Below are 25743 nucleotides of genomic sequence, written 5' to 3' on the forward strand. Positions count from 1 at the left end.
CCCCTCCGGAATACGGGTGGGGGAGCGGGCCGGCCTTCAGCCATATCAGCTCCACCAATCAACACGAAGGACGGGACCATGCCAGTCGTACTCGAGAACCTGGGCAAGCGCTTCGGCGACGGCGCCCCGGTGCTGGACGACGTCAACGCCACGATCGCGCAGGGCGAGTTCGTTGCCCTCCTCGGTGCGTCCGGCTGCGGCAAGTCCACGCTACTGAACATCATGGCGGGACTTGAGCATCCGACGTCGGGCGCCCTTGAAGTGCCCAGCGACGGCGCGGCGTTCATGTTCCAGGACTCGGCACTGTTCCCGTGGTTGACGGCGCGAGGCAACATCGAGCTGGCACTTCAGCTGGCTGACAAGTCCAGCACCAAGGCCAGCCGCCGGGAACGGGCAACCGAACTGCTGGAGCTTGTCCACCTTGGTGGCGCCGGCGACAAGCGTCCACATGAACTGTCCGGTGGCATGCGGCAACGCGTCGCCCTTGCACGTTCCTTGGCGCAGGACCGGCAACTGTTGTTGATGGACGAGCCCTTCGCGGCCCTTGATGCCATTACCCGCGACCTCCTTCACGACGAACTCGAGCGGATCTGGAAGGAAACCGGCCGCACTATCGTGTTCGTGACGCACAACGTTCGTGAGGCTGTCCGCTTGGGCCAGCGCGTGCTGCTTTTGTCCTCGCGTCCTGGCCGTGTTGTGGCCGAATGGGATGTGACGGAGGAACACCGAACCGATGCTGGTCGTGCTGGGGAGCTGACCGGAGTCATTACCCGCCGGCTACGCGAGGAGATCCGCCGCCATGCCAAGTAATCCCACCACTACCCAAGAGCGGACCCTGCCCGTGAGCGAATCCAGCGAGCACATTACGTCGCCGTCCTTGAAGGGCAACCCCTCCGAACTGCGCGACCTCGAAGCGGGCTTGGACAACCTCCAGTCCGATACCGGACGTAAGGCCGGCATCGAATGGAAGCGCGTACTGCTGCCGATCGCAGCCCTGGTAGTCCTCGTCCTCGCCTGGCAGTTCTACGTCTCCCTCGGCCTTAAGCGACGTGACCAGGTTCCCGGCCCCCTTGATGTGCTCAACCAGCTGGTGACGCTCTGGGGTGAAGGCAGGGTTCAGGAATCGGTGTGGACTTCGTTGCAGCGCGGCTTGATCGGCTTCCTGATTTCGGTGGTGGTTGCTACGCCTGTGGGCCTGTTGCTGGCTCAGGTCGCTCCGCTTCGCCGCGCGTTTGGGCCTCTGATTTCCGGGCTTCAGGTCCTGCCGTCAGTGGCCTGGGTGCCGGCCGCGATCATCTGGTTCGGCCTCACCGATGCCACCGTCTACTTCGTGGTCCTCATGGGTGCGATCCCGTCGATCATCAACGGCCTCATCTCCGGTGTGGACCAGATCCCGCCGCAGTACCGGAGCGTGGGTACTGTGCTCGGTGCGAACCGGCTGCAGATGGCCCTGCAGATCGTCCTTCCCGCAGCACTGCCCGGGTACATCGGCGGATTGAAGCAGGGCTGGGCTTTCTCCTGGCGCTCGTTGATGGCCGCGGAAATCATCGCTGTCGGTGGCACTATCGGCTTCGGTTTGGGCTCGCTGCTTGACCAAGGACGTGCACTGTCCGACATGGCCGTGGTCATGTCCGCCATCCTGTTGATCCTGGCTGTGGGCATCCTGATCGAGCTCCTCGTCTTCGGCCCGATCGAGAAGCGCCTCCTCCAGCGTCGTGGTTTGCTGGCGGGCAGCAGCCGCTAGGGTCCCGTTCTTAAAGCAACGCGGGGTCAGATACAGCCCATGTTGAAGCTAAACATGGGCCGTAACTGACCCCGCGTTGCTTTGGCTGGCTAGAATCGGCGAATGGGCCTTCTAACGTTCAGCATCAACGTCACTTTGGATGGTTGCGTCGACCACCGTGAGGGCATCGCCGACGACGAGACGCATGCCCATTACACCCGGATGCTGGAGGAGAGCGGAGCGATGCTCTGGGGCCGCACCACGTACGAAATGATGGAGGCCTACTGGCCGCTGGTGGCCCGTGGCGACGTCGATGCGCCGCCTGCCCTGCGCGATTGGGCCCTCACACTGGAGACCAAGCCCAAATACGTGGTCTCGGCGACCCGTAGCGACTTCCCGTGGACCAACAGCCACCACCTCGTCGGCGAGCTGCGAACGGCGGTGCAGGAACTCAAGGACCGGACTCCCCGCGGCGTGCTTGTGGGCAGCGGCAAACTTGCCACCGAGCTGGACCGGCTGGACCTGATCGATGAGTACAAATTCCTCATCCACCCCATGATCACCGGGCACGGCCCAACCCTGTACCAAGGCGGACTGCCCAGCACCCGACGCCTCGAACTGATCTCTGCCGAGCCGCTGAGCAACGGCGCGGTCGCCATGCACTACCGACGAGCCGGATAAGTTCCTTCGCCAGGAATTCCTGGGCCGCCTCACGAGTTGTCCCGGACATGCACAACAAACGCATCGGCTTCCTTTCCTTCGGCCATTGGGCACGCGTCCCCGGTTCACTGGTGCCATCGGCCGGCGAAGCAATCAAGCAGGGCATCGAACTGGCGGTGGCCGCAGAGGAACTGGGAATCGACGGAGCGTTCTTCCGTGTGCACCACTTTGCCCGGCAGCAAGCGTCCCCATTCCCGCTGCTCGCCGCGATCGCAGCACGGACCAGCACCATCGAGATGGGCACCGGCGTGATCGACATGCGCTATGAAAACCCGCTGTACATGGCGGAGGAGGCTGCGGCCACGGACCTGATCAGCGATGGCCGGCTTCAGCTCGGAGTAAGCCGGGGTTCACCCGAGCCTGCCCTGAACGGAGCCGCCAACTTTGGCTATGTTCCGAACGAGGGCGAGGACGCGGGCGACATGGCGCGGCGCCACACCGCGCTGTTCCGCAAGGCCGTAGCCGGGCACGGGGTAGCCCAGGCTGATCCCCACTACGCAGGCGGAGCCACTGGACTTCTGCCCATCCAGCCACTCTCTCCAGGACTTCCACAGCGGATCTGGTGGGGTGCCGGAACCCGCAAGACGGCAGTCTGGGCCGCCGAGCAAGGCATGAACCTCATGAGTTCCACGCTCCTGACCGAAGATACCGGCGTCCCGTTCAACCAATTGCAAGCCGAGCAGATCCACCTGTTCCGCGAAGCCTGGGCAGCTGCCGGGCACGACTTCGAGCCCCGCGTTTCCGTCAGCCGCAGTATCCTCCCGATCGTCGATGAGGTGGACAACCGCTACTTCGGCCTTCGCGCCCAAGCGGACCGGCAGGACCAGGTTGGAATTCTCGACGGCGCGTTGTCCCGTTTCGGGAAGAGCTACATCGGCGAGCCCGACGAGTTGGCAGAAGAACTCGCAGCCGATGCAGCCGTCCAGGCTGCCGATACCGTCCTGCTGACGGTGCCCAACCAACTTGGGGTGGAGTACAACGCGAAGCTCCTGGGGAACGTCGCGAAGTACATCGCACCTGCTTTTGGCTGGGCCCGATAAACGCCTGAGTCCCGACAAAACGCCTGAGTCCCGACAAAACGCCTGAGTCCCGGCAAAACGCCTGAGTTCCGCCTACGAAGCGGCGGGCAGCCGCCCGATGCCCGCCGCTTCCACAGCAGTGTCCGAAACACCAGCATCCGAAACCCCGGACCCCGAAACTGCAGGCCCGTCCACGAAAACCCGGTAACCGCGTTCGTGATCGAAGCCGTGGATCTCCCGGGTGTCCAAAGCAGCCATGAACTCCAACGTCTGCCGGGTAATGACTTGGCCCGGGACAAGGATGGGGAAGCCGGGCGGGTACGGCGTGACGAAGCCGGCGGAAATGACTTCCTGCCCGGCACGCACTGCCAGGGCAAGCTCATCGGCGGACAAGTATGTCGTGGATTCGGGCTTGTAGCTTTCGAAGTAGGCTGCGCGGATATCCCCGTCTTCGCAGGCATCGTCCACACGGAACCGTGCGGCAAACGTGCTGAAGTCCGGGAGCGGCGGCGTCTGTCCAACCACCCCGGACCCTCCGGCCTGCGGAGACACAGGCACAGGCACTGTTCGGGGTCGCGCTGAGGGATGCGGGCTTTCGAAACCCTCGGCGAGTTTGACCAGCACCTCGATCAAGTACGCCACGGAACTCCGCGAAGTGCCGATGTTGGTCATGAACAGCACAGTGTTCCGGGACGTCTTGTTCACCTGAATTCCGTGATCGTCCATGAGGTAGCTGTGGCGGAACGTGTCGCCGTCGATGCCTGTCCTGCTGATGTCCAGCGTCAGGCGGCTGGGATCAATGACGAACTCATCGCGCTGCCAGGCGTCCTCAAGTTCCGCCAATCCCTCCCGCAGCGGCATGGCGGCGCTGGTTTCCCGGTATTGAGGCTCGATAAGGTCCCGCGAGGTCAACACCCGGAAGTATTTCTTCAGCAGGGGATGCCGTGCAACGGCTTGCGCGACGGAAACGGCGAGGTCGGATTGCTTCTGGACCAAACCAAAACCTTCCAGCTCCACCTGCCGACGGCCAATGTCCAGGGACGCCAGGATTTGGTAGTTGGGCGAGGTGGAGGTGTGGGTCATGTACGCCTCGCGGAAGGACTCCTGGTTGGAGGCCATGAAGTCCTGGTCGTACACGTGGATCATCGAACCCTGGCGCAAGGACGTCAGGGTCTTATGCGTGGACTGGGTGGCGTAGACCCTGATGCGTGCCTTCGCAGGGTTGGGAATCAGCCGCGTGTTCAGCCAGGCCTCATCATCAACGGGTTCACCAGTGACAGGGTCATGCAGGGCCGCTGCCTGGCCGGCGTACCGGGCCGCGTAGGCAGGGTTGCTGAAGGAGGCTTCCAGCGCGGCTGCTGAAGCCATTGCCGTTCGACGCCGGTAGATGGGGTGGGAGCGCGCGAAAGCAAACCATGCCTCGTCCCAGAGGAAAACCAGGTCGGGTTTGATGGCCAGGCATTCCTCCATGACACGCTCGACGTCGTAAACGATTCCGTCAAACGTGCAGTTGGTGAGCGTGACCATTTTGACTTCGTGCAACCGTCCGGCCCGCCGGTACTCAAGCAGCCTCCGCTTCAAACTGGCCAAGGGCACAGCACCATAGAAGGCGTACTTGTCCAAGGGGTAGGCATCCAGATATGAAACCCGGGCACCGGCGAGCACGAAGGCGTAGTGGTGGGACTTGTGGCAGTTTCGGTCAACCAGCACAACGTCACCAGGAGCCAGCAGGGACTGATGAACGATCTTGTTGGCCGTGGACGTGCCGTTGGTAACGAAGTAGGTTCTCTGCGCTCCGAAGGCCCGGGCTGCGAGGTCCTGCGCCTGCTTGATGGATCCATGCGGGTCCAGGAGCGAATCGAGGCCGCCGGACGTTGCCGAAGTCTCTGCCAAAAGGAGGTTTGTCCCGTAGAAATCGGCCATGTCCCGGATCCAAGGGGAGTTCCCTACGGATCCTCCACGCGAAATGGGCAGCGCGTGGAAGACGCTTGCAGGGCGTCGGCTGTAATCCTGGAGAGCTGTGAAGAAGGGAGCCTCGTATCGTTCCGCAACCCCCGACAACAGGGACAAGTGCAGGTCCAAGTGATCCTGCCTGCGGAAAATCCTTCGGAACTTCCTGGTCAGCGATCCGGCCAGGGACTCGATGGAAACGCCTGCAACGAGGTAGACGTCCAGCTCAGGCCTGAGACCGGATATTTCCTCGGCCAGGCCAAGGATCCGCTTGACGGGTCGCAAGGCCTGCAGGCCTTCGGGAGTGTGTCCGGCCAGGAACCGGCGGAGGTCGCTGCCAAGCTGCCGGGAGCTGCGAACGGAGAAGCCCGGCCGCAGGATCACTGCCTGGATGTCGGGGTTAAGCAGGACGGCGACCAACGCGTCTTCGTAGCTGGGAACCACATTGATTTCGTACGTGAAGGCATCGGAAGGGCGTCGCTGGGCTGCCATGCTGCCCTTCAGTGCCTCCGCTTCCTGGGGCGTGATGTTGTCCACCAGCAGGACCTCAAAGCGGGGTCGTTCAGCCTGTTCGGCTGGCGCAATCTCGTCCTCCAGCGACTCCTGGACAAGCCCGGACGATGAACCTTGCTCCGCTCCGGAAGCCAGCGGAAGGTGCGCCAAACCGCCCAGAAGCTCGAGCGCGGCGTGGGGGTCGCCGTCGTTCACCAGTTGGCGTAACTGGGCCACAGCGGCAACGCCCGGTTCTGCCCAGTAGGGCTCCACGGCATCCAGGAGAGCGAAAGTCCGGCTGATCTGGGAGTGCAAACCTGAGTCGGAGGATCCTGCGTAAGGGTCCAAGGCAAGCTGCTTGATGGCATATCCCAGGAACTCCCAAGCATCGGCGCGCGACCGCCAGGCGCGGCTGGGCGTGCCAATTTTTGGAAGGGGGGAGAGGGTGCTCATGTGAAGTGTGTTCTCTTTCAAACTGAGGGCGGGTTCAAAGCGGACTGTTCATTACGGATTCGGCCCCTGTGGGCGTACCAGCCACCCACCAGCAGCGGCGCCAGCACCAGCAGGGAACCGAGCACCCACCGGCCTGTTTCCGAGAAGCCCATGGTGATCAGGACAAAGGCCAGGAATCCGAGGGTGAGATAGGAGGTAAAGGGGGCGCCGAACAGCCGGAACGCAGGCCTGGTCACTTTGCCGCTCCGCACCCAGGCCTGCAGCTTGATGTGGCAGAGCATGATGGTGGCCCAACCGCCGATGATGCCCAGCGCAGAGACCTCGAGCACGATTTCAAAGACCTGCGACGGAACGATCGCATTCAGGCCCACGCCCATCAAGGTGATGACAGCAGTCAGCAGGATGCCGCCGTAAGGGACGCCGGAAGCGCTGATGCGGGCGGTGAAGCGCGGCGCTGAGCCCCTGATTGCCATGGAACGCAGGATCCGGCCGGTGGAGTACAGGCCAGCGTTGAGGCTAGAGAGAGCGGCGGTCAGAACCACGAAGTTCATCACGGAGGCCGAGACCGCGCCGGCCTGGGGATCGCCAAGGTGCGAGAAGAAGGTCACGAACGGCGACTCACCGGACTTGTAGGAGGTGAAAGGCAGCAGAAGGGAGAGCAACAGGACGGAGCCGACGTAGAAAATGCCGATACGGAGAACCACTGTGTTGACGGCTTTGGGCATGACCTTGTGCGGGTTGGCGGTTTCGCCGGCGGCCGTTCCCACCAACTCAACAGCTGCGTACGCGAAGACGACGCCGCTGATTGCCAGGAGTGGCGCCACCGCGCCCATGGGAAAGAGGCCCCCGTTGTCCGCAATGACGTTCAGGCCGGGAACGCCCACGTCCGTCCTGCCACCAAGGACAATGAAGCAGACTCCGACGACGAGGAAGGCTACCAGCGCACCGACCTTGATGAGGGCGAACCAGAACTCCATCTCACCGAAGATCTTTACCGACACGAGGTTCAAGGCCAGCACTACAACCAGTGCGATCAGGGCGATGAGCCACTGCGGGACGTCATTGATCGGCTGCCAGAACTGGCCCCAAAACTTCACGTACAGGGCCACCGCGGTCACATCCACAATGGAGGTCATGGCCCAGTTCAGGAAGTACAACCAACCAGCCGTGTAGGCCATTTTCTCGCCATAAAACTCACGGGCATAGGACACGAACGAGCCTGAGGCCGGGCGGTAGAGAACAAGCTCACCCAAGGCGCGCAGGATGAGGAAAGCAAAAAATCCACACACTGCATACACCAGGATCAAGGCCGGGCCTGAACCATTGAGGCGGCCTCCGGCTCCCATGAAAAGCCCCGTGCCGATCGCGCCGCCTATGGCAATCATTTGGATCTGGCGGGGTTTGAGGGTCTTCCGGTAGCCCGATTCTTCCGTTGAGAAGTCCTGGCCTGGCTCCTGGGCAACAAGCAGGGTGCCGGCCTCGTCGGACCGGTCGGGCGCAGCAGAATGCGCTGAAACTGACGTGGGTATCACTGGGGGTCTCCTTTGACTCCGGCGCCGCCGTCGGCAGCTCAACAGTTCCGAACGGCACAAACCTGCTGAGTGCACAGGCAGAACACACAGTGTTTGTGGCGTTGGGGACAGTAAATAACTCTAGATCTCAGGGGAATCGCGCAAATTGGCTGGCGAACCAAATTCGGGCCCCGGCTCTTGTGCCAGCTGGACAACACTGGTGTCCTGAAGGCCCGGTAATGTTTCTGGCTGTGCGCGATTGCGCAGGAGCATGGGCAGGACTTCTTCAATGGCGAAGGATGTCCGGTTGACCCGAATTGAATACGAGAGGAAGCGATAGCTTCGTTGAAGGCCCTGGACATTGACGACGACGGAGTCGTCACCTTGCTGAGCGATGTACTTGAAGACCTGGGCGTGGACAACGCACGGTTATTGCTTGCCCCGGACGCGGACAACCTGACAGTTCGTGAAACGGTCATTGTGGATGCAGAAGACGAGGATGCCACCCGTCCCGGGTCCTTGGTGATGCTCATCGGTGCCCGTGGACGTGTGGCGCTGCCGGCAATCCGTAGGATCATCAGCGGCAGGCCCACGGCCGTCGCCGTTAAGGGAAACGAACGTGAACTCGAAGCCGTGGCGGAACTGCTGCAATCCACCGGCATTGGATTGGTAGCCGTAGCTCCCGGCCTCCGCTGGGACAAGTTTGAAAGCGTCGCTGTGGACCGTATCCGGGAACGCGGTGTGTCCGGGGATAACCCCACCACCGTGCACAGGGACTTGTTCGCCATCGCCCAAACGACCGCAACCCTGACCAACGGCCATGTAGTCATCGAGGATCCGGGAAACAGGGTCCTTGCCTACTCGCCGGCATCCAACGATGTTGACGAACTCCGGCGCCTGTCCATCCTTGCGCGGCGCGGACCGGAGCGGTACCAGAAACTCCTCAAGGAATCAGGCGTCTACAAGCATCTTCAGGCCACAGAAGAACCCGTCCATGTGGAGGCCAACCCTGATGCCGGCCTTCGGGAACGCGTGGCCATTGGCATCCATGCGGGAAGCCGGGTGATGGGCTACATCTGGCTGCAGGAAGGTGCCGAGCCGTTGGCGCCGAACACTGACAGGCTGATGATCGGTGCTGCCCGGCATGCCGCGATTGAACTGGTGCGCCACCGGAACCAGCAATCCCAGTCGATGCGCGAAGACAGGGTGTCCAGCCTGCTCAGCGGAACGGCGCAGGTTCACTCGCAGGCCCAGTCCGCAGGAATAGACCCCTCCAAACCGGCCGCCTTGGTGCTGATTTCGGCGGGCGGGCTGGACCAGAGCGCCCCGGGGCAACAGCTCAGAAGGGGTGAACTCTCCAACCTCGCATCCATCCATGCGGCGGCGTACCGTCCGGGAGCAGTGGTGGGGGCCTTGGGCACGGAAACGGCGATCATCCTGCCGGATCTGGACCCGGTAAAGTCACTGCCCGCCATCAACCGGCTGGTCAACACGATTGTGCGCGACGCCACCACCCACCTTCATTTCCAGGTCCAGGCCGCCGTGGGCCCGATTGTTCCGCGGCTGGACGCCCTGTACGCCACGCTTGACCACGTCCGCAGTGTCCTCAAGGTGTTGCAGAGCACCCCGTCCATCCGTGTTGCTTCCTACCGGGATGTGGAAACCACGGTCCTCACCAACGAATTGCTGGATCTGCTGGAAACCCGGAAAGGGCTGCGGCACCAAGGCATAGCGAAGCTCTGCGACCGATACCCGGAGTTCGCTTTGACACTGCTCACATACCTCGAATTCTTTGGCGATGTGAACCGCTGCGCGGAGGAACTGGCCATCCACCGCAACACCGTCCACTACCGGCTCCGACGCGCTTGCGAAGAGGCCGGCCTGGACCTGCAGTCCGCGGACGAACGATTGCTTGCCCATCTCCAGATACGACTTTGGACCTACGCAGAGGCCAGGAGCTAGAACCTTGGACATCCAGAATCTCCTCGACGACATCGTCGGGGCAGTACAGCCGCACGTCGGGCAAGGCAACGTTGCCGACTACATTCCGCAGCTGGGAGCAGTAGACCCCCACCAGTTCGGCATCTCCATCGCAACCCGGGACGGTGACGTCTACTCTTCAGGGGACGCGCATGTGCCCTTCTCCATCCAAAGCATTTCCAAGGTGTTCGCCCTCGCCTTGGTGTTAGCCTTCGACGGCGATGGCATCTGGAAGCGCGTCTTCCGTGAACCTTCGGGCAACCCGTTCAACTCGTTGATCCAGTTGGAGAGCGAGGAAGGGATTCCCCGGAACCCCTTCATCAACGCCGGCGCGATCGTCGTCAGTGACCGGCTCCTCAGCGTCACGGGAAGCGCTGCCCTGGCTGTCCGCGACCTGATGCGCCGCGAAACCGGCAACTCCACCGTGGACGCGGACCACTACGTAGCGGCCTCGGAACTCCGCAACAGCCACCGCAACGCCTCACTGGCCCACTTCCTTGCCAGCTGCGGCAACCTGGAGAACCCCGTGGAAGCCGTCCTCGAGTCCTACGTGGAGCAGTGTGCCCTGGCCATGACCTGCGAAGACCTGGCGCTCGCAACCCGGTTCCTGGCCGCCAATGGTGTTGGAGCAGACGGCACACGATTGCTGTCCCCAGCGCAGACCAAGCGGATCAATGCAGTCATGCTCACCTGCGGGACCTACGACGCCGCCGGCGAATTCGCTTACCGCGTTGGCCTTCCGGGGAAGAGCGGCGTTGGGGGCGGAATCGTGGCAGTGGTGCCCAACAAGTGCGCCGTCAGCGTGTGGAGCCCGGGCTTGGGGCGGTCCGGCAACTCGGTGGCAGGGGTTGCAGCCTTGGACGAATTCACGACGCGCACGGGCTGGTCTGTTTTTTAGCGGCACGGTTTCCGGACGTTTGCCAAGGAAACAAGGGATGAAGCGTATGTGACGCTGGATTACCCAGCGTTACCGGTTGTTTCCGAGCCTTTGAAGCATATTACGGGCCCGCCCTACAGTTTTTTTATGGCAATACAGGACATTTACCCCACGGCACTGCGGCTGCTCGGCCGCCCGGTGCTGGTTGTGGGCGGCGGGCCCGTCGCGGAGCGCCGTGCCAAGGGACTGCTCGACGCCGGTGCGAAAGTTACCGTTGTCGCTCCCGTTGCCTCCGAAAACCTCCGCGGCCTCGCCAACGCCGGACTCCTCATCTGGGAGCCGCGCGAGTACCGCACGTCGGACCTCGACGGCGTTTGGTTCGTTCAGACCGCCACGGGCACTGCTGCTGTGGACACCCAGGTAGCAGCCGACGCCGAAGCGCAGCGCATCTGGTGCGTCAACGCCTCGGACCACGAATCATCAGCTGCCTGGACGCCCGCCGTGGCCGTGGTGGATGACGTCAAGATCGCCATCAATGCCGGGGGAGACCCGCGCCGCGCCATGGCGCTCCGCGATGCTGTTGCCACTGCCTTGGAAACCGGAGACCTGCCGCTGCGTCGTCACCGCAAGCCGGACGCCGCTGGCAAAGCGCCTGCTGGTCCTGTAGCACTCGTTGGCGGCGGTCCTGGCGACTCGGGACTCATCACAGTCCGCGGTCGACGCTTGCTCGGCCAGGCCGACGTCGTGGTTACAGACCGTCTTGGCCCGCGTGAGCTGCTCAAGGAACTGGCTCCGGACGTCCGCGTGATCGAGGTCGGCAAGACGCCGGGCCATCACCCGGTGCCGCAGCTTGAGATCAACCGCATCCTGGTTGACGAAGCCCTCAAGGGCAACCGCGTGGTCCGCCTCAAAGGTGGCGACCCCTATGTCCTGGGTCGCGGTGGCGAGGAAGCAGAGTTCTGCCGGCAGAACGGCGTCGAGGTTGAAGTGGTGTCCGGCGTGACGTCGGCGATTTCGGTTCCCGCCGCCGCTGGTATTCCCGTCACGCATCGCGGCCTGGCCAAGGGTTTCAGCGTCGTGACCGGCCACGAAGAACTTTCCGAAGTCCCTGCACGGCCGGACCACACTGTGGTTTTGCTCATGGGAGTGGCCCAATTGCGCGAGTCCGCGGCTGCCCTGGCTGGTTCGGGTCTGCCTTCGGACACTCCAGTAGGTATCGTTGAGAACGGGTATTTGCCGGATCAGCGCGTCACCATCGGCACGTTGGGATCCATCGCGGACCAGGCTGAGGCCGTCGGCGTGGCCAATCCCGCGGTGATCGTGATCGGCGATGTTGTCCGTGTCAGCCCCTTCGCCCCACAGCATTTCAAGACCGCTGATTACAGCACGATTACTCCCAACCGACCCCGCGTCCGCACCAACTGAGAAGAAGAAGGAACACAGCCGTGTCAATTAGCACCCCCGTAGGTTCTGCGGACCGTCCGCTTCGCGTCGCCGTGATCGGCTCCGGCCCTGCCGGCGTGTACGCAGCAGACATCCTGACCAAGAGCGAGGCCGTCAAGAGTGGCGAACTCAACGTCAGCATCGACCTCTTTGACCGCTACCCGGCACCGTATGGCCTGATCCGCTACGGCGTCGCTCCGGACCACCCCCGCATCAAGGGCATCGTCAACGCCCTGCACAAGGTCCTGGACCGCGGCGACATCCGCTTCTTCGGCAACGTTGACTACGGCACGGACATCTCCATCGAGGACCTGCGCAAGCACTACGACGCCGTCATCTTCGCCACGGGCGCCATCAAGGACGCGGACCTGAACATACCGGGCATCGAGCTTGAGGGTTCCTTCGGCGGCGCCGACTTCGTCTCGTGGTACGACGGACACCCGGACGTTCCCCGCGAATGGCCGCTGGATGCCAAGGAAATCGCCGTCCTCGGCAACGGCAACGTAGCCCTTGACGTGGCCCGCGTCCTCTCCAAGCACGCCGATGACCTGCTGGTCACCGAAATCCCGGACAACGTCTATGCCGGCCTGAAGAATTCCCCGGTCACAGACGTCCACGTCTTCGGCCGCCGTGGCCCGGCGCAGGTGAAGTTCACCCCGCTGGAACTCCGCGAACTCTCGCACTCCAAGGACGTAGACATCATCCTCTACGCCGAGGACTTCGAATTCGACGAAGAGTCCGACCGCCAGGTCCAGACGAACAACCAGACCAAGACCATGGTTGGCACGCTCACCAACTGGATCGCCGAGCAGCCGGAGGACCTCTCCGAGCTCAAGGCCTCCCGCCGCCTGCACCTGCACTTCCTGCACAGCCCGGTCGAGATCGTTGACTCCCCGGAAACCCCGGGCAAGGTTGCCGGCATCAAGTTCGAGCGCACCGAGCTGGACGGCACGGGCAACGCCCGCGGCACCGGCGAGTTCGTCGACTACCCGGTCCAGGCCGTGTACCGCGCCATCGGCTACTTCGGTTCGGCCCTGCCGGACGTCGAGTTCGACCACAAGAAGGGCGTCGTGACCAACGACGGCGGCCGCGTCCTTGACGCCGACGGTCAGCACGTGCCGGGCCTCTATGCGACCGGTTGGATCAAGCGTGGTCCGGTGGGCCTCATCGGCCACACCAAGGGTGATGCCCTTGAAACGGTGACGTACCTCTTGGAGGACCGCGAAAACCTGCCGTTCGCCGAGGTTCCTGCGGCAGACGCCGTCGTGGATTTGCTCGACGCCCGCGGCGTGCAGTTCACCAGCTGGGAAGGCTGGCTGGCTCTGGACGCCCACGAGCTCGCGCTCGGCGCAGCAGCCACCGAGGCCGGCGGCTCCCACGGTGTTGAGGTCACCCGTGAGCGCATCAAGGTTGTGCCGCGCGAGGACATGGTCAACATCTCCCGCGACGGAGTATCCGCACAGGTCTAAACCAACGCGGGGTCACTTACAGCCCATTCCGGGTCTTCGGATGGGCTGTAAGTGACCCCGCGTTGCTTTAACCTGAGGTATGGACGTCGTAGTCATCGAAACCACGGCATTGGGGGACCGGAGTTACCTGGTGCATGACGGCAAAGTTGCTCTGGTCATTGATCCGCAGCGGGACACCGACCGCGTTGAGGCAGCCGCGCGTGCCGCTGGCGTCCGGATCACGCATGTGGCCGAAACCCATCTGCACAACGACTACGTCACCGGCGGCCTGGTTTTGGCTGAAAAACATGGCGCCCAGTACCTCGTCAACGCCGCCGACCACGTTGCGTTTGATCGCGTCCCGGTCACCGACGGTCAAGTCATCAGTGTGGGACACCTACTCGTGAAGGTGCTCGCAACGCCTGGACACACGCACACGCACCTCTCGTACGTGGTGCGGGATGACACGCACGACGGCGGCACTGACGCTGTGTTTTCCGGCGGCAGCTTGCTCTACGGTTCAGTCGGGAGAACGGACCTGGTCTCGCCCGATGACACAGCTAAGTTGGCCCACGATCAGTACTCCTCGGTCCGGCGCCTTGTTTCCTCGGCATCGCAGGGTGCCGCGTTGTATCCAACACACGGCTTCGGATCCTTCTGCTCCGTGGGGCCCTCGAGCAAGGTCAAGGCCTCAACCATTGGCGAACAAGCCGCCGCCAACCACGCCCTGACTGATCCGGACGAGGACCATTTTGTGGCCGAGTTGTTGGAGAACATCACAGCCTATCCGGCCTACTACGCGCACATGAGCCCCCTCAACGCCGCAGGCCCCGGTGCAGCGAACCTGCAGGTGCCTGATTCCGTGGACGCCGCAGAGCTGGGCCGGCGCCTGGAGTCAGGGGAGTGGGTGGTGGATCTGCGTCACAGAGTGGCCTTCGCGGACAGCCATCTCCAAGGGAGCGTGAGCTTCGAATACGGGCGCGGCGACAACTTCACCAGCTACCTCGGGTGGGTGATCCCGTGGAATCAACCTCTTACCTTGCTGGGCCCGTTGGATGAGGTGGAGAAGGCGATCCGCGATTTGGCGAGGATTGGCATCGATGGTCCGGATGCCGCCGTCGGGCCTGGCGCCATGCCCCTGGACGTTGCTGCGCTGGCGCCTGGGCATCCACGGGCGTCGTATCCGCACTCGGACTGGGCCGGTCTCGCCAAGGACAGGGCACCGGAGGACGTGGTCCTGGATGTTCGCCGCCCGGATGAATTCGCGGCGTCGCATGTCAAGGGAGCGCTGAACATTCCGGTTTACGAGTTGATCAGCAGGACCCCTGAGGTGCCGGACGTCAGGATCTGGGTGCACTGTGCCACGGGATACCGGGCGAGTGTCGCAGCGAGTCTCCTGGATCGGGCGGGGCGTGAGGTGGTGCTGATCGACGCGCGGTTCAGGGACGTTCCCGGAGTGGGAATCGAGACTGTGCCATAGACGTTGCGAGCCCGCTATTTCGTCGTTGGGCAACAACGGACAAGCGGGCCGGCAACGGGCTAATGAGGGGTTTTGTCTGCGCAGAAATCCAGGTTCCGGTAGACGCTCTGGACAGCGGCATCGGGATCGTGTGCTTCCAACGCGTCCACCAGTTCGTCGTGGCCTTCGCGGGGGATGCCGTTGAAGCCTTCCTTGCGTTGCTGCCGGAGGAGGTCGTTGTGGAAGACCCCGCCAAAGGAGACATAGAGCTGATGCAACAGCGGATTACCGGATGCCAGGGCAACACGTTCATGGAATTCCCAATCTGCGCGGGCCCACGTGGGGTAGTCCTCTGACTGCCAGGCGTCATGACGCAGGGCGAGCAGGCGGCGCATCTCGGCGATGTCGTCCACCGTTGCATGCTTGGTGGCAAGGCGGGCCGCCTGGGTGTCCAGGCCGAGCCGGACCTCCACGATGTGTTCCTGCGTGTGCTCCAGGTACATGCGCTGGGCCGCGCCGGACATTTCACTGTTGGCACGCACGTACGTGCCGTCACCGCGGCGGACTTCGAGCATGCCCGAGTGCGCCAATGCCTTGATGGCCTCGCGGAGGGTTCCCCGCGAAACGCCCAGGCTTGCCATGAGTTCAGGCTCAGCCGGGATGCGTTTCTGGAGCGGCCATTCGCCTGATTTGATCATGTCCCGCAGCTTGGCGGTGATCTCCTCGGCAAGGGCCGGGCGATGCGAAGGGGTAAGGGTCATGCTGTCCTCGGTCCGGTCTTGGTGGCAGTGCGCTTGCTCGTGAGCATGTGGCAGGTAACCATGAGCGCCACCGCCACGATGGACAGCAAGCTCAAGGGCAGCGCCCAGCCGCCCGTAGCGCTGTGGAGCAGCCCCATGCCAAAGGGGCCAATTGCCGCAATCAAGTATCCCAGCGATTGGGCGATCGTGGAGAGCGCGGTGGTTTCCGCCGTCGACCGTCCGCTGCGGCTGATGATTAACAGGACCAGCGGGAAGATGCCCAACCCGAAGCCGAAGAGCACTGCGGAGACCACCGCGAGGGAAGTGGGCAACCAGATCATGGCGGCAATGGCAACCAGCGTGGAGCTGCTTGCGAGGTAGAGGGCAGGCCGCAGCATTCCGGGCCTGGAACCGAAAGCAAGCAGGATCATGCCGGCGGCCACGGAGACCAGCTGCATGACGCCGAACTGCAGACCGCTTTCAGAGGCACTGAGGCCCTGGGACGTGAGGATGTAGGCGAACCAGCTCATCACGGCGTACGCGAGGAAGGCCTGGAAGGTGAAGATGGCCGTGATCAGGATGCCCAGACGGGTGCGGAGCAGGGGCCACATGGATACGCGCGGACGGTCCGTCTTGGTGGAATTCCGGTGCGAGTGCAGGACCACCGGCAGGAATCCGAGCAGCGCCGCGACCCCCAGGATTCCCCAGGCGGCAAGCCCCATCGACGGCGAACCCAGCTGCTGCGCCAAGGGAACACTCACGGCGGCTGCGAAGGTGGCGCCGCCGGACATCGTGAAGGTGTAAAGGCCGGTCATCATGGACGTGCGGTCGGCGTAGTGCTCGCGGATGAACGACGGCATGGCCACGTTGCAGACGGCAAGGCCGGACATCGCCAGAACCGTACCGCCGAGCAGGGCGCCGGTGGCCGGCACGCCGCGAACCAGCAAGCCCCCTGCCAGCAAGGCCAGGGCGATGGCGATAGCCTTCTCAACACCCACGCGGCGGGTCAGCCACGAGGTTCCAAGCCCTGCAACCGCGAAGCACAGCAGCGGAATCGAGGGCAGGATTGAGGCCACCAAAGCGCCGTAGCCCAACACTTGCTGCAGCTCATGGAAGAGCGCCGCTGCGCTGGTGATTCCGGCGCGCAGGTTCAGCCCGATGAGCACCACGGCAATGATGCCGACGACGGCGACGACGCGCGCCTTGGGGACTGCCTTGACCGTGTGGGCTGTTGCCACGTTGGTGGGGGCAATCGTAGGGATGTTTCCTGTCGTGGGGGTAAGAGGGGTCGTCGCAGCCATACCTAAAGGTTAGACGTTTGACGTTTAATGTCTACACTTTTGTGGCGAATCTCTCCGGCGGTCCGGGTATAGGCGCTTACCGGGGGTTCCGTGAGCCCAGCCGCTGGACGGCCAGCGCAAGCCAAAGCTGCACGCGATCCTGCGTCTGTGACGGGTCATAGCCGGTCAGTTCAGTGATCTGGGCCAGCCGGTACCGGACGGTATTGCGGTGCAGCGTCAGGGCTTCGGCGACCGCGGCGACGGACCCGTTGTGGTTCAGGTAGCTTTCCAGCGTGGCTACGAGTTCGGCGCCGTGGGCGGCGTCGAACTTCCTCAGCGGAGTGAGCGACTCGCTGGCCATGTCGGCCAACGGAACATCCTCGCTTGCCAGCAGGAGGGAGGTCAGGCTCAGCCGTTCGGGCTCGTTGACGGGCAAGCCGTGCGCCACGGCGTCGCGCGCTTCAAAGTAGCTCCAGCGCAGGCCGTTCGGCTTCGTATAGGCGCCGCCGATTCCGATCACAGCATGGATCCCGGCCTCCTGCAGGTGGTCGCTCAGGCTCTTGGCCAAGGCTGTCGCGGAGCTGCCGTCGTCGGTGACGACAGTGACAAGATCCTTCCCGACGACGGCGCTAACGCCCGCTTCCAGCGCCTGGGGCAGCGAGATGCTCACCAGTTGCTTGTGGTGTGCCGTGGACTCCGCCACTAGCACCACGTTCTTCCGGGTGCTGTTGATTCCAACGCCTGCCAAACGGCGGGCGGCCTCAATGGTTTCCAAGGTGCCGTGGATGACGTCGTCCAGGACCTGCCCTGCCATGGCGCGCTGGGCCTGGCGCTGCTTGACCATGTTGTTCAGCTCGACACTGATGAGGTTCTGCGCGTAGCTCACAATCCCCGAGTCCACGAACGGCTGGCGCAACCACAACGTGCAGGCATCCCTGCGGCCGGTGGGAATCGGGTACGAAGCCCAGCCATCCGCCGTCGGGGCCGGTTTTCCGGGAACGCTGTTGTAGAGCTGCGCGCTGAACTGGGTGAGCACAACATCAGTGCGCAGCATGCTGCCCAACTGCTTCAGGAGCTCGCCCAGGCCGCCGCCGGTGAGGAGCGACCGGGCCAGGATCTGGTGTCCGGCCAGGAGCCGTTCCAGGTTTGAGTAGTGGTCAGCTGAATGCGACTCGGCCACGAGCTTTCCGATCGCGATGAAGGGAATCTCGTAAGGCACTTCAACCAAGGGCAAACCCCAGCGGTTCGCTTCGGCGATGAGCGCCTCCGGAACGGCTTCGTGGGTGAGGCCGATGCCGAAGCCGATGCCCACTGCACCTGCGCGCTGGACCTGCCGGACGAATCGGCGTTGGTCGGCGGCGCTCTTCAGGCGCAGGCCCGTCGTGAGAACCAATTCCCCGCCGCTGAGGAAGCGTTGTGGATCCTCCAGCTCCGTCACGGCAACCCAACTGATGTCCTGGTTCCAGGTTGTTTCGGCGCTGCCTGTTTTACGGAGCTTCAAGGATGGGACAGCGACGAGCGAAGAGAGGGACATTGCCATGGTTACAAGCGTAACCCGGCGCTGGTCAAGCGCACTAAGGAGGGTATGCCGGTGTGTGCAGCTGACTATTCCTTGGACCCCTTCGCTGGCATAGGCTCTGATCAGCTAAAACCCATGCCCCAGACACCGAAAGAGGGTTGCACACCGTGGTTCAAACCTTGCAGAACTTCATCAACGGCGAATTCGTTACGCCGGCAGGTACGGGTCTCCTGGACATCGTGAACCCTACCAACGGGGAGATCGTTGCCAAGTCGCCGATTTCGGTGCAGGCCGATGTTGACGCCGCCATGACCGCGGCCAGCGAAGCCTTCAAGACGTGGAAGCACGTTACGCCGGGCCAGCGCCAGCTCATGCTGCTCAAGCTCGCCGACGCCGTGGAGGCCAACAGCGAGGAACTCGTTGACGCCCAGCACCGCAACACCGGCCAGGTCCGGTCCCTGATCGCTTCCGAGGAAGTTGCCGCCGGCGCAGACCAGCTCCGCTTCTTCGCCGGTGCAGCACGCATCATGGAAGGCAAGTCCGCAGGGGAGTACTTTGAGGGCCACACCTCCTACGTTCGCCGCGAACCGATCGGCGTCGTAGCCCAGGTTGCCCCGTGGAACTACCCGTTCCTGATGGCTATCTGGAAGATCGGTCCCGCCCTTGCAGCCGGCAACACCGTTGTCCTCAAGCCCTCGGACACCACCCCGGAATCCACCTTGGTCCTGGCTCGCCTCGCCGGAGAGATCTTCCCCGCCGGCGTGCTCAACGTTGTGCTCGGCACCGGCGAAACCGGCGCCATGATGGTTGACCACAAGGTCCCCGGCCTCGTGTCCATCACCGGTTCCGTCCGCGCCGGAATCGCGGTCGCCAGCGGCGCAGCCAAGGGCCTCAAGCGTGCCCACCTGGAGCTTGGCGGCAAGGCTCCGGCCATTGTCTTCAAGGACGCCGACATCAAGAAGAGCGCGGCGGCCATCGCCGAGTTCGCCTTCTTCAACGCGGGCCAGGACTGCACCGCCATCACCCGCGTGCTGGTGGAAGACTCCGTCCACGATGACGTTGTGGCAGCAATGGTGGAGCACACCAAGACCCTGCACACCGGTTCGCAGAACGACGAAGAGAACTACTTCGGCCCGCTGAACAACGTGAACCACTTCAACGCCGTCACCTCGGTGGTGGAGCACCTCCCGGCAAACTGCAAGATCGAGATCGGTGGCCACCGCGCAGGCGAGAAGGGCTTCTTCTTCGAGCCCACCATCATCTCCGGTGCCAAGCAGACCGATGACATCGTGCAGAAGGAGACCTTCGGTCCGGTCATCACCGTCCAGAAGTTCAGCACGGAAGCCGAAGCGCTCGAGTTGGCCAACGACGTCGAATACGCCCTGGCGTCCAGCGTCTGGACCACCGACCACGGAACGGCCATGCGCATGAGCCGCGACCTGGACTTCGGTGCTGTCTGGATCAACACCCACATCCTCCTGACTGCAGAGATGCCCCACGGCGGCTTCAAGCAGTCCGGCTACGGCAAGGACCTCTCCATGTACGGGGTCGAGGACTACACCCGCATCAAGCACGTAATGAGTGCACTGGATGCATAACCCGGTTGCATAACGCAGTCGCGTAAACCTCCACCCCTGGCTTCCCAGAAAGGCAATCACCCCATGACCACTACCGCGAACGAACTCTCGTACCGCATCGAGCAGAAGCGCAACATCAACGGCGCCTTCCCCGGCCCCAAGTCGCAGGCACTGGCCGAGCGTCGCTCCGCCGTCGTTGCTGCCGGCGTCGCTTCCGGCGTCCCCGTTTACGTTGAAGACGCCGACGGCGGCATCATCCGCGACGTCGACGGCAACTCCTTCATCGACCTCGGCTCCGGCATTGCCGTGACCAGCGTCGGCGCGTCCGATCCCGCCGTCGTCGCCGCTGTCCAGGAAGCTGCTGCGCACTTCACGCACACCTGCTTCATGGTGACCCCGTACGAGGGTTACGTAGCCGTGGCCGAGCAGCTCAACCGACTCACCCCGGGCGACCACGCCAAGCGCACCGTGCTGTTCAACTCCGGCGCTGAAGCCGTGGAGAACGCCGTCAAGGTTGCACGCCTGGCTACCGGCCGCGACGCAGTGGTTGCCTTCGACCACGCCTACCACGGCCGCACCAACCTGACCATGGCACTGACCGCCAAGGCCATGCCGTACAAGACCAACTTCGGCCCGTTCGCGCCCGAGGTCTACCGCATGCCCATGAGCTACCCGTTCCGTGAAGAGAACCCGGAAATCACGGGTGCCGAGGCCGCCAAGCGCGCCATCACCATGATCGAGAAGCAGATCGGTGGCGACCAGGTTGCCGCGATCATCATCGAGCCCATCCAGGGCGAGGGTGGCTTCATCGTTCCGGCCGAAGGCTTCCTCCCGGCACTGTCCGCATGGGCCAAGGAAAAGGGCATCGTCTTCATCGCCGACGAGGTCCAGTCCGGCTTCTGCCGCACCGGCGAATGGTTCGCCGTTGACCACGAAGGTGTTGTCCCGGACATCATCACGATGGCCAAGGGCATCGCCGGCGGCCTCCCGCTGTCCGCGATCACCGGCCGCGCCGACCTGCTCGACGCCGTACACCCGGGCGGCCTCGGCGGCACCTACGGTGGCAACCCGGTTGCTTGCGCAGCAGCACTTGCAGCCATCGACACCATGGAACAGCACGACCTCAACGGCCGCGCCCGCCATATCGAAGAGCTCGCCCTGGGCAAGCTCCGCGAACTGGCCGAAGAAGTTTCCGTGGTTGGCGACATCCGCGGCCGTGGCGCCATGCTGGCGATCGAACTCGTCCAGCCCGGCTCCAAGGAACCGAACGCCGAGCTCACCAAGGCTGTAGCCGCTGCTTGCCTCCAGGAAGGCGTCATCATCCTGACCTGTGGCACCTACGGCAACGTGATCCGCCTCCTTCCGCCGCTGGTCATCAGCGACGAACTGCTCCTCGACGGCCTCGAGGTCCTCGCTGCAGCCATCAAGGCCAACGCGTAAGATTTTCTCGCTGTAACGCAGGAGGGCCGGGGTTTTCCCGGCCCTCCTCGTGCGTTTAACGCCGGGTTCGCGGGAAAGCGCTGAGTTCGCCGGAGGTTTCCGGGCGGTCTGGCACCTTTCCCGCGTCCTCGGCGTCCTCGTTGCAGGAAGCGCACGACGGCGGAGCCCGCCTAAGTGCCCAGCGTCAGGTTTTTCTGGTGGCCGTGTCCGTCGAGTTGGACGTCGATGACCAGGGGATCAGCGCTGACCAACGCCACCCCGGCATCGGAATCCACAAGGGTGCCCCACGCAGAGCCGGCGAGCGTGATCCGCACGGAGGACTGCGTCCGCGATGGATCTGCCACGGACACGGCCAGCCTGTCGCCGGTTTCGCGCAGAGCAAGCGTGCAAGGCCCTGAGACCGAGTAATCCCCAACGCCGCCAGCTGCGAAGAAGTTGGCCAGCACCAGGTTGTCCTTGGCGACCTTCACCATGTGGACGTCCGCCGAGTTGGCCAGCACTTTCACGCCGGGGTTTGCTGACTCTGAGAACGTGACTTCACGGCTTGCGGCAGGCAACACCATATATGCGTAGCCAGCTCCCACAGGATCCACCCCGTGGTGATGCGTGATGGTCAAGTAGTCCCTGGTGACAGGATCAGGGGATCCTCCCGTGTCTGCTCCGGAGTTGACGTCAAACCAGCTTCCTGTCCGGTGGATCACCGCCACCTCCGTAGAACCGGAGACGCCCGGCGCTTCCAGGAAGACGTAGCCGCCATGACCGTCGATGTGGACCGACCTCTGAACCGTCACGGCGGCGTCCCCGGGATCCAGGGAACGGTTCCGGGAATCCGTCCGCACGGAAGGCACTGAACCCGGAGCAAAGGACCTGTTCTCGATGGTGGTCCGTACCGCAGCCCCACCAGTGCCCGAGATGCCGGCGCCCAGGCAGACCACCGCGTCATCCAGGAAGAACCACGATTTCCTTCCGGAAAGTGTCTTGTTGTGGTTCAGGTGGTCCATGCCGATGACGCCCCAGCGGGCATCCACGGTGAGTCCGCCGGCGAACGCCTGAAAAGCGCGTGGGATGCCGGTTCCTGCAGTGCCTGCTCCGCTAGCCCGCACTTGATCGTTGACGGTGGTTCCGGGAAGTCCATACGGGTCCACCGTGGGCCAGAAGTCCGCGCTGAATTGGGAGGGGTCCTGGCGCGTGTAAAGGAAAGTCATGCCGTCGCCTTGGTACCAGCCAAGGTTGTTCTCGCTGTTGCCCCACTCATAGCGGCCGATCCTCTTTGATGAGAGGTTTACAGTGCAGCCCCACTGCGGGCGGTGGTGGACCAGCCTGTCCTGGTCAGCGAACATCCGGCTATACACCGGTGCCGGTGCTGAAACCACTGCGGAATCGGACAGGACGCCAAGCGACAACAAGGACTTCGCCAGGCTCTGTGTTGGATGCCCCACGAGTTTCTGGTCGGCACAGCGTTCCAGCCAGCCTTTGGCCAAGGCGAGGAACCTTGAACGGTAGGGCTCATCGCAGCCGGGTGCCAGCAGCAAGACGGCGGAGATGAGGGCAAAGCCACTGACGTAGTCGGGCTCGCGCTGACGGGACACGGCACGGCCGCGGATGGTGTCCATGATGCGGCCGTCCCACACGAAGGGTGCATAGGTGTCCTCCACTGCATCCAGGAGCACTGTGCGCTTGGGGTCGTTGACTGCCCACGTGCTTCCACCGAGCATCGCTATGATCTCGGCGATGCCAGCCAGAGCCACCACACCGTAGGTGCCGGCATAGGGCAGATAACCGTGCTGCACGAACGAACCGTCTGTGTAGAAGCCATCGCCGCTGGTTACGTACGTGAAAACGCTGTTGGTCCCGCCGCGGACGGTGTCACTCAAGGCGTCCCTGCCAAGAGCAATATCGTCCACATTGTTGTCCAGGATGCCCCGCATGCAGCAGGCCAGGGACTTGTCCACGCGGTTTGCCCCGGTCTCTGCAAGGGATGTGGCGCGTCCACGCCAATTAGGGTTCGGCGCGAACCAGCGGACGGCTGCCAGCAATGACGTCCGCAGGTCTTCGGGGACCTCTGCGTACATCAATGTGAGGATGTCCACCGTTTTGCGTGGCACACCTATCTCCCAGAACCACCAGTTGCCCGCTGCCCGCATTCCGGATTTGTAGGCGGTGTCATTCAGGAGTTTCAGGCCAGCCACTATGTCCGCGGCCAATTGAGGGTTGCCGGCGTAAGGATTTCCTGGAACCGCATAACCCAAGGCCATGTCATAGAGGCGGTTGAAGTGCAGGCCCATGTTGCCTGTGGCCGCCGTCGACTGTCCAATGCCTGTCAGGGGAACGTCATTCCACAAGGACGTCCGGGTGGCTGTCTTATCCAGGGAAGTCCACCAATTTTCCGCGGTTTTCCCCATTCCCTGCAGCTGGGCAGCAAGCTCCGGGATGCCCGCAGCGCTTTGTCCGCCAGTGAGGACCATGCGGCGGCGTCCTATGAGTTCCTGTAGCCCAGGTGCCGGTTCCGCAAAGGCCGGGGCAGAGCTGGAAAGCAGGGCTCCGGCCAGTGCGGCGGCACCAGCAGCGCGGAAGAGGGTCCTACGGCTCAGTGTGGGTCCATTGAGGGTCAAAACGGCTCCGTTCAAAACTGTTGCCAGCAAAGCCGGGCATATCCATGTGACTGTCATCTGTGGTTGTTCCCGATCTGGGAAGACCCGTGAATGCCAGGTACTTGGGTGTGCCTCTGGATATTGGCAAGTTGGGGGTGGACGTGGCGGCGAAAGTTTCCGCAACCTTATGTCCGCTTGGTGGACCCCTCAACAGAAATGAACAAAAGTGCTCACACGCCGAGAACGCGGGAACGCGTCCAGACCGCCCGAGGTTTCCGGGCTCTCACGCACGGTTCCGGCGACCTCGCTGCAGGAAGCGCTCGACGCAGGGGGCTAGGCGCCCCCAGCGGCCGCGATCCGGGCCTTTTTCTTCATCGACGAGTTCTTCCTGGCGGCGCGCAGCATGTCCACCGTGAGCACCAGCAGGGCGAGCCACACCACGCAGAATCCGATCCAGCGGGCCGTGGTCATGGTCTCGTTGAAGACGGCCAGCGCCACGATGAACTGAAGAATCGGTGCGAAATATTGGAGCAGACCGATGGTGGTCATGGGCAGGCGACGGGCTGAGGCGCCGAAGAAGAGCAGCGGCACAGCCGTGATGACGCCCGATGCGAGAAGCAACCAGAAATGCCCGGGCCCATGGGCGGTGAGTGTTGCCACGCCGCTTACGCCCAGGACAACCATGGTGGCGGCTGCCACGGGAGCCAGGACTACTGTTTCAACGGAGAGGCTGGTGAGCGCATCAACCCTGGGACCGACCCGCTTCTTAACGAACCCATAGAGACCGAAGCTGAAGGCCAGGATCAACGCAATCCAGGGAAGCTGCCCGTAGGAAAAGGTCAGGACGCCCACGGCAACAAAGCCGATGCCCACTGCTGCCCATTGGAGTGGCCGCAACTTCTCCTTGAGCACGAATACACCGAGCAGGACCGACACCAACGGGTTGATGAAGTATCCAAGGGATGTTTCCACTGCGTGCCCTGTGGTGACACCGAAGGTATAGGTCAACCAGTTGATGGCTATCAATCCAGCTGCCAAGGCCAATGGTCCAAAGACGGAGCGGTCCTTGACGGCGGCGCCGAAGACCCTCCACGCCCGCAGGACCGTGATCAGCAACGCGCAGAAGAGCAGCGACCAAACCACGCGGTTGGCAACGATTTCGATTGCCCCCGCCGGTTGAAGCGCGAGGAAGTACAGCGGAAGCAGTCCCCACAGACTGTAAGCACCAATGCCAAAGAGGATTCCCGCCGTCGACTCGCTCCAGACAGGCTTTCCTCCGCGGGTCCTGCCGCCAGAGGTGTCGCCGCTAAGTTCACTGGACGCACTCACAGTCGCGGGCTGGCTGGAAATGGACGAGTTTGCGGTGATCTGCTCGGGTGTCGACACAATGTCGCCAACACCAAATGGGAGCGCAATATTCCGCAATGTTGGCATCAATCGCCTGTTTTCTTGTGACTCCTGCCATATAGGAGGCCGGGTGCGGGGCGGACATCTAGAATTGGAATCTGCGCGCCCCAACGA

Annotated in this window: 18 protein-coding genes; 11 read left to right on the forward strand and 7 right to left on the reverse strand. The window is 63.2% G+C overall.

The features are described 5' to 3' along the window. The first annotated feature begins 78 nt into the window (after positions 1-78). From J2Y41_RS01615 to J2Y41_RS01630, 4 genes are all read left to right on the forward strand, one after another. Complete coding sequence (locus J2Y41_RS01615; protein WP_224165081.1) at positions 79-810, forward strand: ABC transporter ATP-binding protein; 732 nt, start codon at positions 79-81, stop codon at positions 808-810. Next, a complete protein-coding gene (locus tag J2Y41_RS01620; protein ID WP_224088454.1) occupies positions 800-1744 on the forward strand; it encodes an ABC transporter permease in 945 nt (314 codons plus the stop codon). Before J2Y41_RS01615 ends, J2Y41_RS01620 begins: the two co-directional genes overlap by 11 nt. A gap of 102 nt (positions 1745-1846) precedes the next feature. Next, positions 1847-2404 carry a dihydrofolate reductase family protein gene (locus J2Y41_RS01625; RefSeq protein WP_309925598.1) on the forward strand — a complete coding sequence of 186 codons (558 nt, stop codon included), beginning with the start codon at positions 1847-1849 and terminating at the stop codon, positions 2402-2404. 47 nt (positions 2405-2451) lie between these two features. Further along, positions 2452-3483 carry an LLM class flavin-dependent oxidoreductase gene (locus J2Y41_RS01630; protein ID WP_309925600.1) on the forward strand — a complete coding sequence of 344 codons (1032 nt, stop codon included), beginning with the start codon at positions 2452-2454 and terminating at the stop codon, positions 3481-3483. Between the two features lie 72 nt (positions 3484-3555). Here the strand turns inward: J2Y41_RS01630 and J2Y41_RS01635 are convergent, their stop codons facing one another. Next, a complete protein-coding gene (locus J2Y41_RS01635) occupies positions 3556-6357 on the reverse strand; it encodes an aminotransferase class I/II-fold pyridoxal phosphate-dependent enzyme (protein ID WP_309925602.1) in 2802 nt (933 codons plus the stop codon). 17 nt (positions 6358-6374) lie between these two features. Further along, positions 6375-7826: an amino acid permease gene (locus J2Y41_RS01640; protein ID WP_309925984.1), complete on the reverse strand. Its 1452-nt coding sequence runs from the start codon at positions 7824-7826 to the stop codon at positions 6375-6377. A 387-nt stretch (positions 7827-8213) separates the two neighbouring features. Between J2Y41_RS01640 and J2Y41_RS01645 the strand changes: the two genes are divergently transcribed. The 5 genes from J2Y41_RS01645 to J2Y41_RS01665 all read left to right on the forward strand — a co-directional run bounded on the left by J2Y41_RS01645 (position 8214) and on the right by J2Y41_RS01665 (position 15096). Beyond that, positions 8214-9830 (forward strand): CdaR family transcriptional regulator, encoded by a 1617-nt coding sequence (locus J2Y41_RS01645; RefSeq protein ID WP_224088451.1) that lies wholly within the window; start codon positions 8214-8216, stop codon positions 9828-9830. Positions 9831-9834: 4 nt separating this feature from the next. Then, positions 9835-10746 carry a glutaminase gene (locus J2Y41_RS01650; RefSeq protein ID WP_309925605.1) on the forward strand — a complete coding sequence of 304 codons (912 nt, stop codon included), beginning with the start codon at positions 9835-9837 and terminating at the stop codon, positions 10744-10746. 126 nt (positions 10747-10872) lie between these two features. Continuing rightward, entirely contained in the window at positions 10873-12150 is a 1278-nt protein-coding gene (cobA, locus tag J2Y41_RS01655) for a uroporphyrinogen-III C-methyltransferase (RefSeq protein ID WP_309925607.1), read from the forward strand. A 20-nt stretch (positions 12151-12170) separates the two neighbouring features. Then, positions 12171-13637, forward strand: a complete 1467-nt coding sequence (locus J2Y41_RS01660) for an FAD-dependent oxidoreductase (RefSeq protein WP_224165074.1) — start codon at positions 12171-12173, stop codon at positions 13635-13637. A 79-nt stretch (positions 13638-13716) separates the two neighbouring features. Then, positions 13717-15096: an MBL fold metallo-hydrolase gene (locus J2Y41_RS01665; RefSeq protein ID WP_309925610.1), complete on the forward strand. Its 1380-nt coding sequence runs from the start codon at positions 13717-13719 to the stop codon at positions 15094-15096. 59 nt (positions 15097-15155) lie between these two features. Here the strand turns inward: J2Y41_RS01665 and J2Y41_RS01670 are convergent, their stop codons facing one another. The 3 genes from J2Y41_RS01670 to J2Y41_RS01680 form a co-directional block, all read right to left on the reverse strand. Beyond that, positions 15156-15836 (reverse strand): FadR/GntR family transcriptional regulator, encoded by a 681-nt coding sequence (locus tag J2Y41_RS01670; RefSeq protein WP_309925612.1) that lies wholly within the window; start codon positions 15834-15836, stop codon positions 15156-15158. Then, the gene (locus tag J2Y41_RS01675; protein ID WP_309925614.1) at positions 15833-17116 is read right to left on the reverse strand and encodes an MFS transporter; all 1284 of its coding nucleotides are present in this window, start codon (positions 17114-17116) and stop codon (positions 15833-15835) included. The genes J2Y41_RS01670 and J2Y41_RS01675 overlap by 4 nt, the downstream gene beginning before the upstream one ends. A gap of 76 nt (positions 17117-17192) precedes the next feature. Continuing rightward, complete coding sequence (locus J2Y41_RS01680; RefSeq protein ID WP_224088444.1) at positions 17193-18635, reverse strand: PucR family transcriptional regulator; 1443 nt, start codon at positions 18633-18635, stop codon at positions 17193-17195. A 146-nt stretch (positions 18636-18781) separates the two neighbouring features. Here J2Y41_RS01680 and J2Y41_RS01685 point away from each other — a divergent pair, with 146 nt between their 5' ends. Together J2Y41_RS01685 and gabT are read left to right on the forward strand one after the other, a co-directional pair. After that, a complete protein-coding gene (locus J2Y41_RS01685; protein WP_224088443.1) occupies positions 18782-20212 on the forward strand; it encodes a gamma-aminobutyraldehyde dehydrogenase in 1431 nt (476 codons plus the stop codon). A gap of 63 nt (positions 20213-20275) precedes the next feature. Further along, positions 20276-21631, forward strand: a complete 1356-nt coding sequence (gabT, locus tag J2Y41_RS01690; RefSeq protein ID WP_309925620.1) for a 4-aminobutyrate--2-oxoglutarate transaminase — start codon at positions 20276-20278, stop codon at positions 21629-21631. Positions 21632-21801: 170 nt separating this feature from the next. On the opposite strand, the gene J2Y41_RS01695 is transcribed toward gabT, so the two are convergent. Both J2Y41_RS01695 and rarD read right to left on the reverse strand, forming a co-directional pair. Further along, entirely contained in the window at positions 21802-24243 is a 2442-nt protein-coding gene (locus tag J2Y41_RS01695; RefSeq protein ID WP_309925623.1) for a polysaccharide lyase 8 family protein, read from the reverse strand. A gap of 312 nt (positions 24244-24555) precedes the next feature. After that, a complete protein-coding gene (gene rarD, locus J2Y41_RS01700) occupies positions 24556-25647 on the reverse strand; it encodes an EamA family transporter RarD (RefSeq protein WP_309925986.1) in 1092 nt (363 codons plus the stop codon). Positions 25648-25743: the final 96 nt, after the last annotated feature.

The sequence above is a fragment of the Arthrobacter sp. 1088 genome (genome assembly GCF_031455315.1).
Taxonomy (GTDB): domain Bacteria; phylum Actinomycetota; class Actinomycetes; order Actinomycetales; family Micrococcaceae; genus Arthrobacter.

What these genes read in the sequence shown, in the direction of transcription:
- cobA (WP_309925607.1), top strand. Translation starts at nt 10,873, where the DNA reads ATGGCAATACAGGACATTTACCCCACGGCACTGCGGCTGCTCGGCCGC.
- J2Y41_RS01680 (WP_224088444.1), bottom strand. Translation starts at nt 18,635, where the DNA reads ATGGCAATGTCCCTCTCTTCGCTCGTCGCTGTCCCATCCTTGAAGCTC.
- J2Y41_RS01675 (WP_309925614.1), bottom strand. Translation starts at nt 17,116, where the DNA reads ATGGCTGCGACGACCCCTCTTACCCCCACGACAGGAAACATCCCTACG.
- J2Y41_RS01615 (WP_224165081.1), top strand. Translation starts at nt 79, where the DNA reads ATGCCAGTCGTACTCGAGAACCTGGGCAAGCGCTTCGGCGACGGCGCC.
- J2Y41_RS01670 (WP_309925612.1), bottom strand. Translation starts at nt 15,836, where the DNA reads ATGACCCTTACCCCTTCGCATCGCCCGGCCCTTGCCGAGGAGATCACC.
- J2Y41_RS01635 (WP_309925602.1), bottom strand. Translation starts at nt 6,357, where the DNA reads ATGAGCACCCTCTCCCCCCTTCCAAAAATTGGCACGCCCAGCCGCGCC.
- gabT (WP_309925620.1), top strand. Translation starts at nt 20,276, where the DNA reads ATGACCACTACCGCGAACGAACTCTCGTACCGCATCGAGCAGAAGCGC.
- J2Y41_RS01625 (WP_309925598.1), top strand. Translation starts at nt 1,847, where the DNA reads ATGGGCCTTCTAACGTTCAGCATCAACGTCACTTTGGATGGTTGCGTC.
- J2Y41_RS01665 (WP_309925610.1), top strand. Translation starts at nt 13,717, where the DNA reads ATGGACGTCGTAGTCATCGAAACCACGGCATTGGGGGACCGGAGTTAC.
- J2Y41_RS01620 (WP_224088454.1), top strand. Translation starts at nt 800, where the DNA reads ATGCCAAGTAATCCCACCACTACCCAAGAGCGGACCCTGCCCGTGAGC.
- J2Y41_RS01630 (WP_309925600.1), top strand. Translation starts at nt 2,452, where the DNA reads ATGCACAACAAACGCATCGGCTTCCTTTCCTTCGGCCATTGGGCACGC.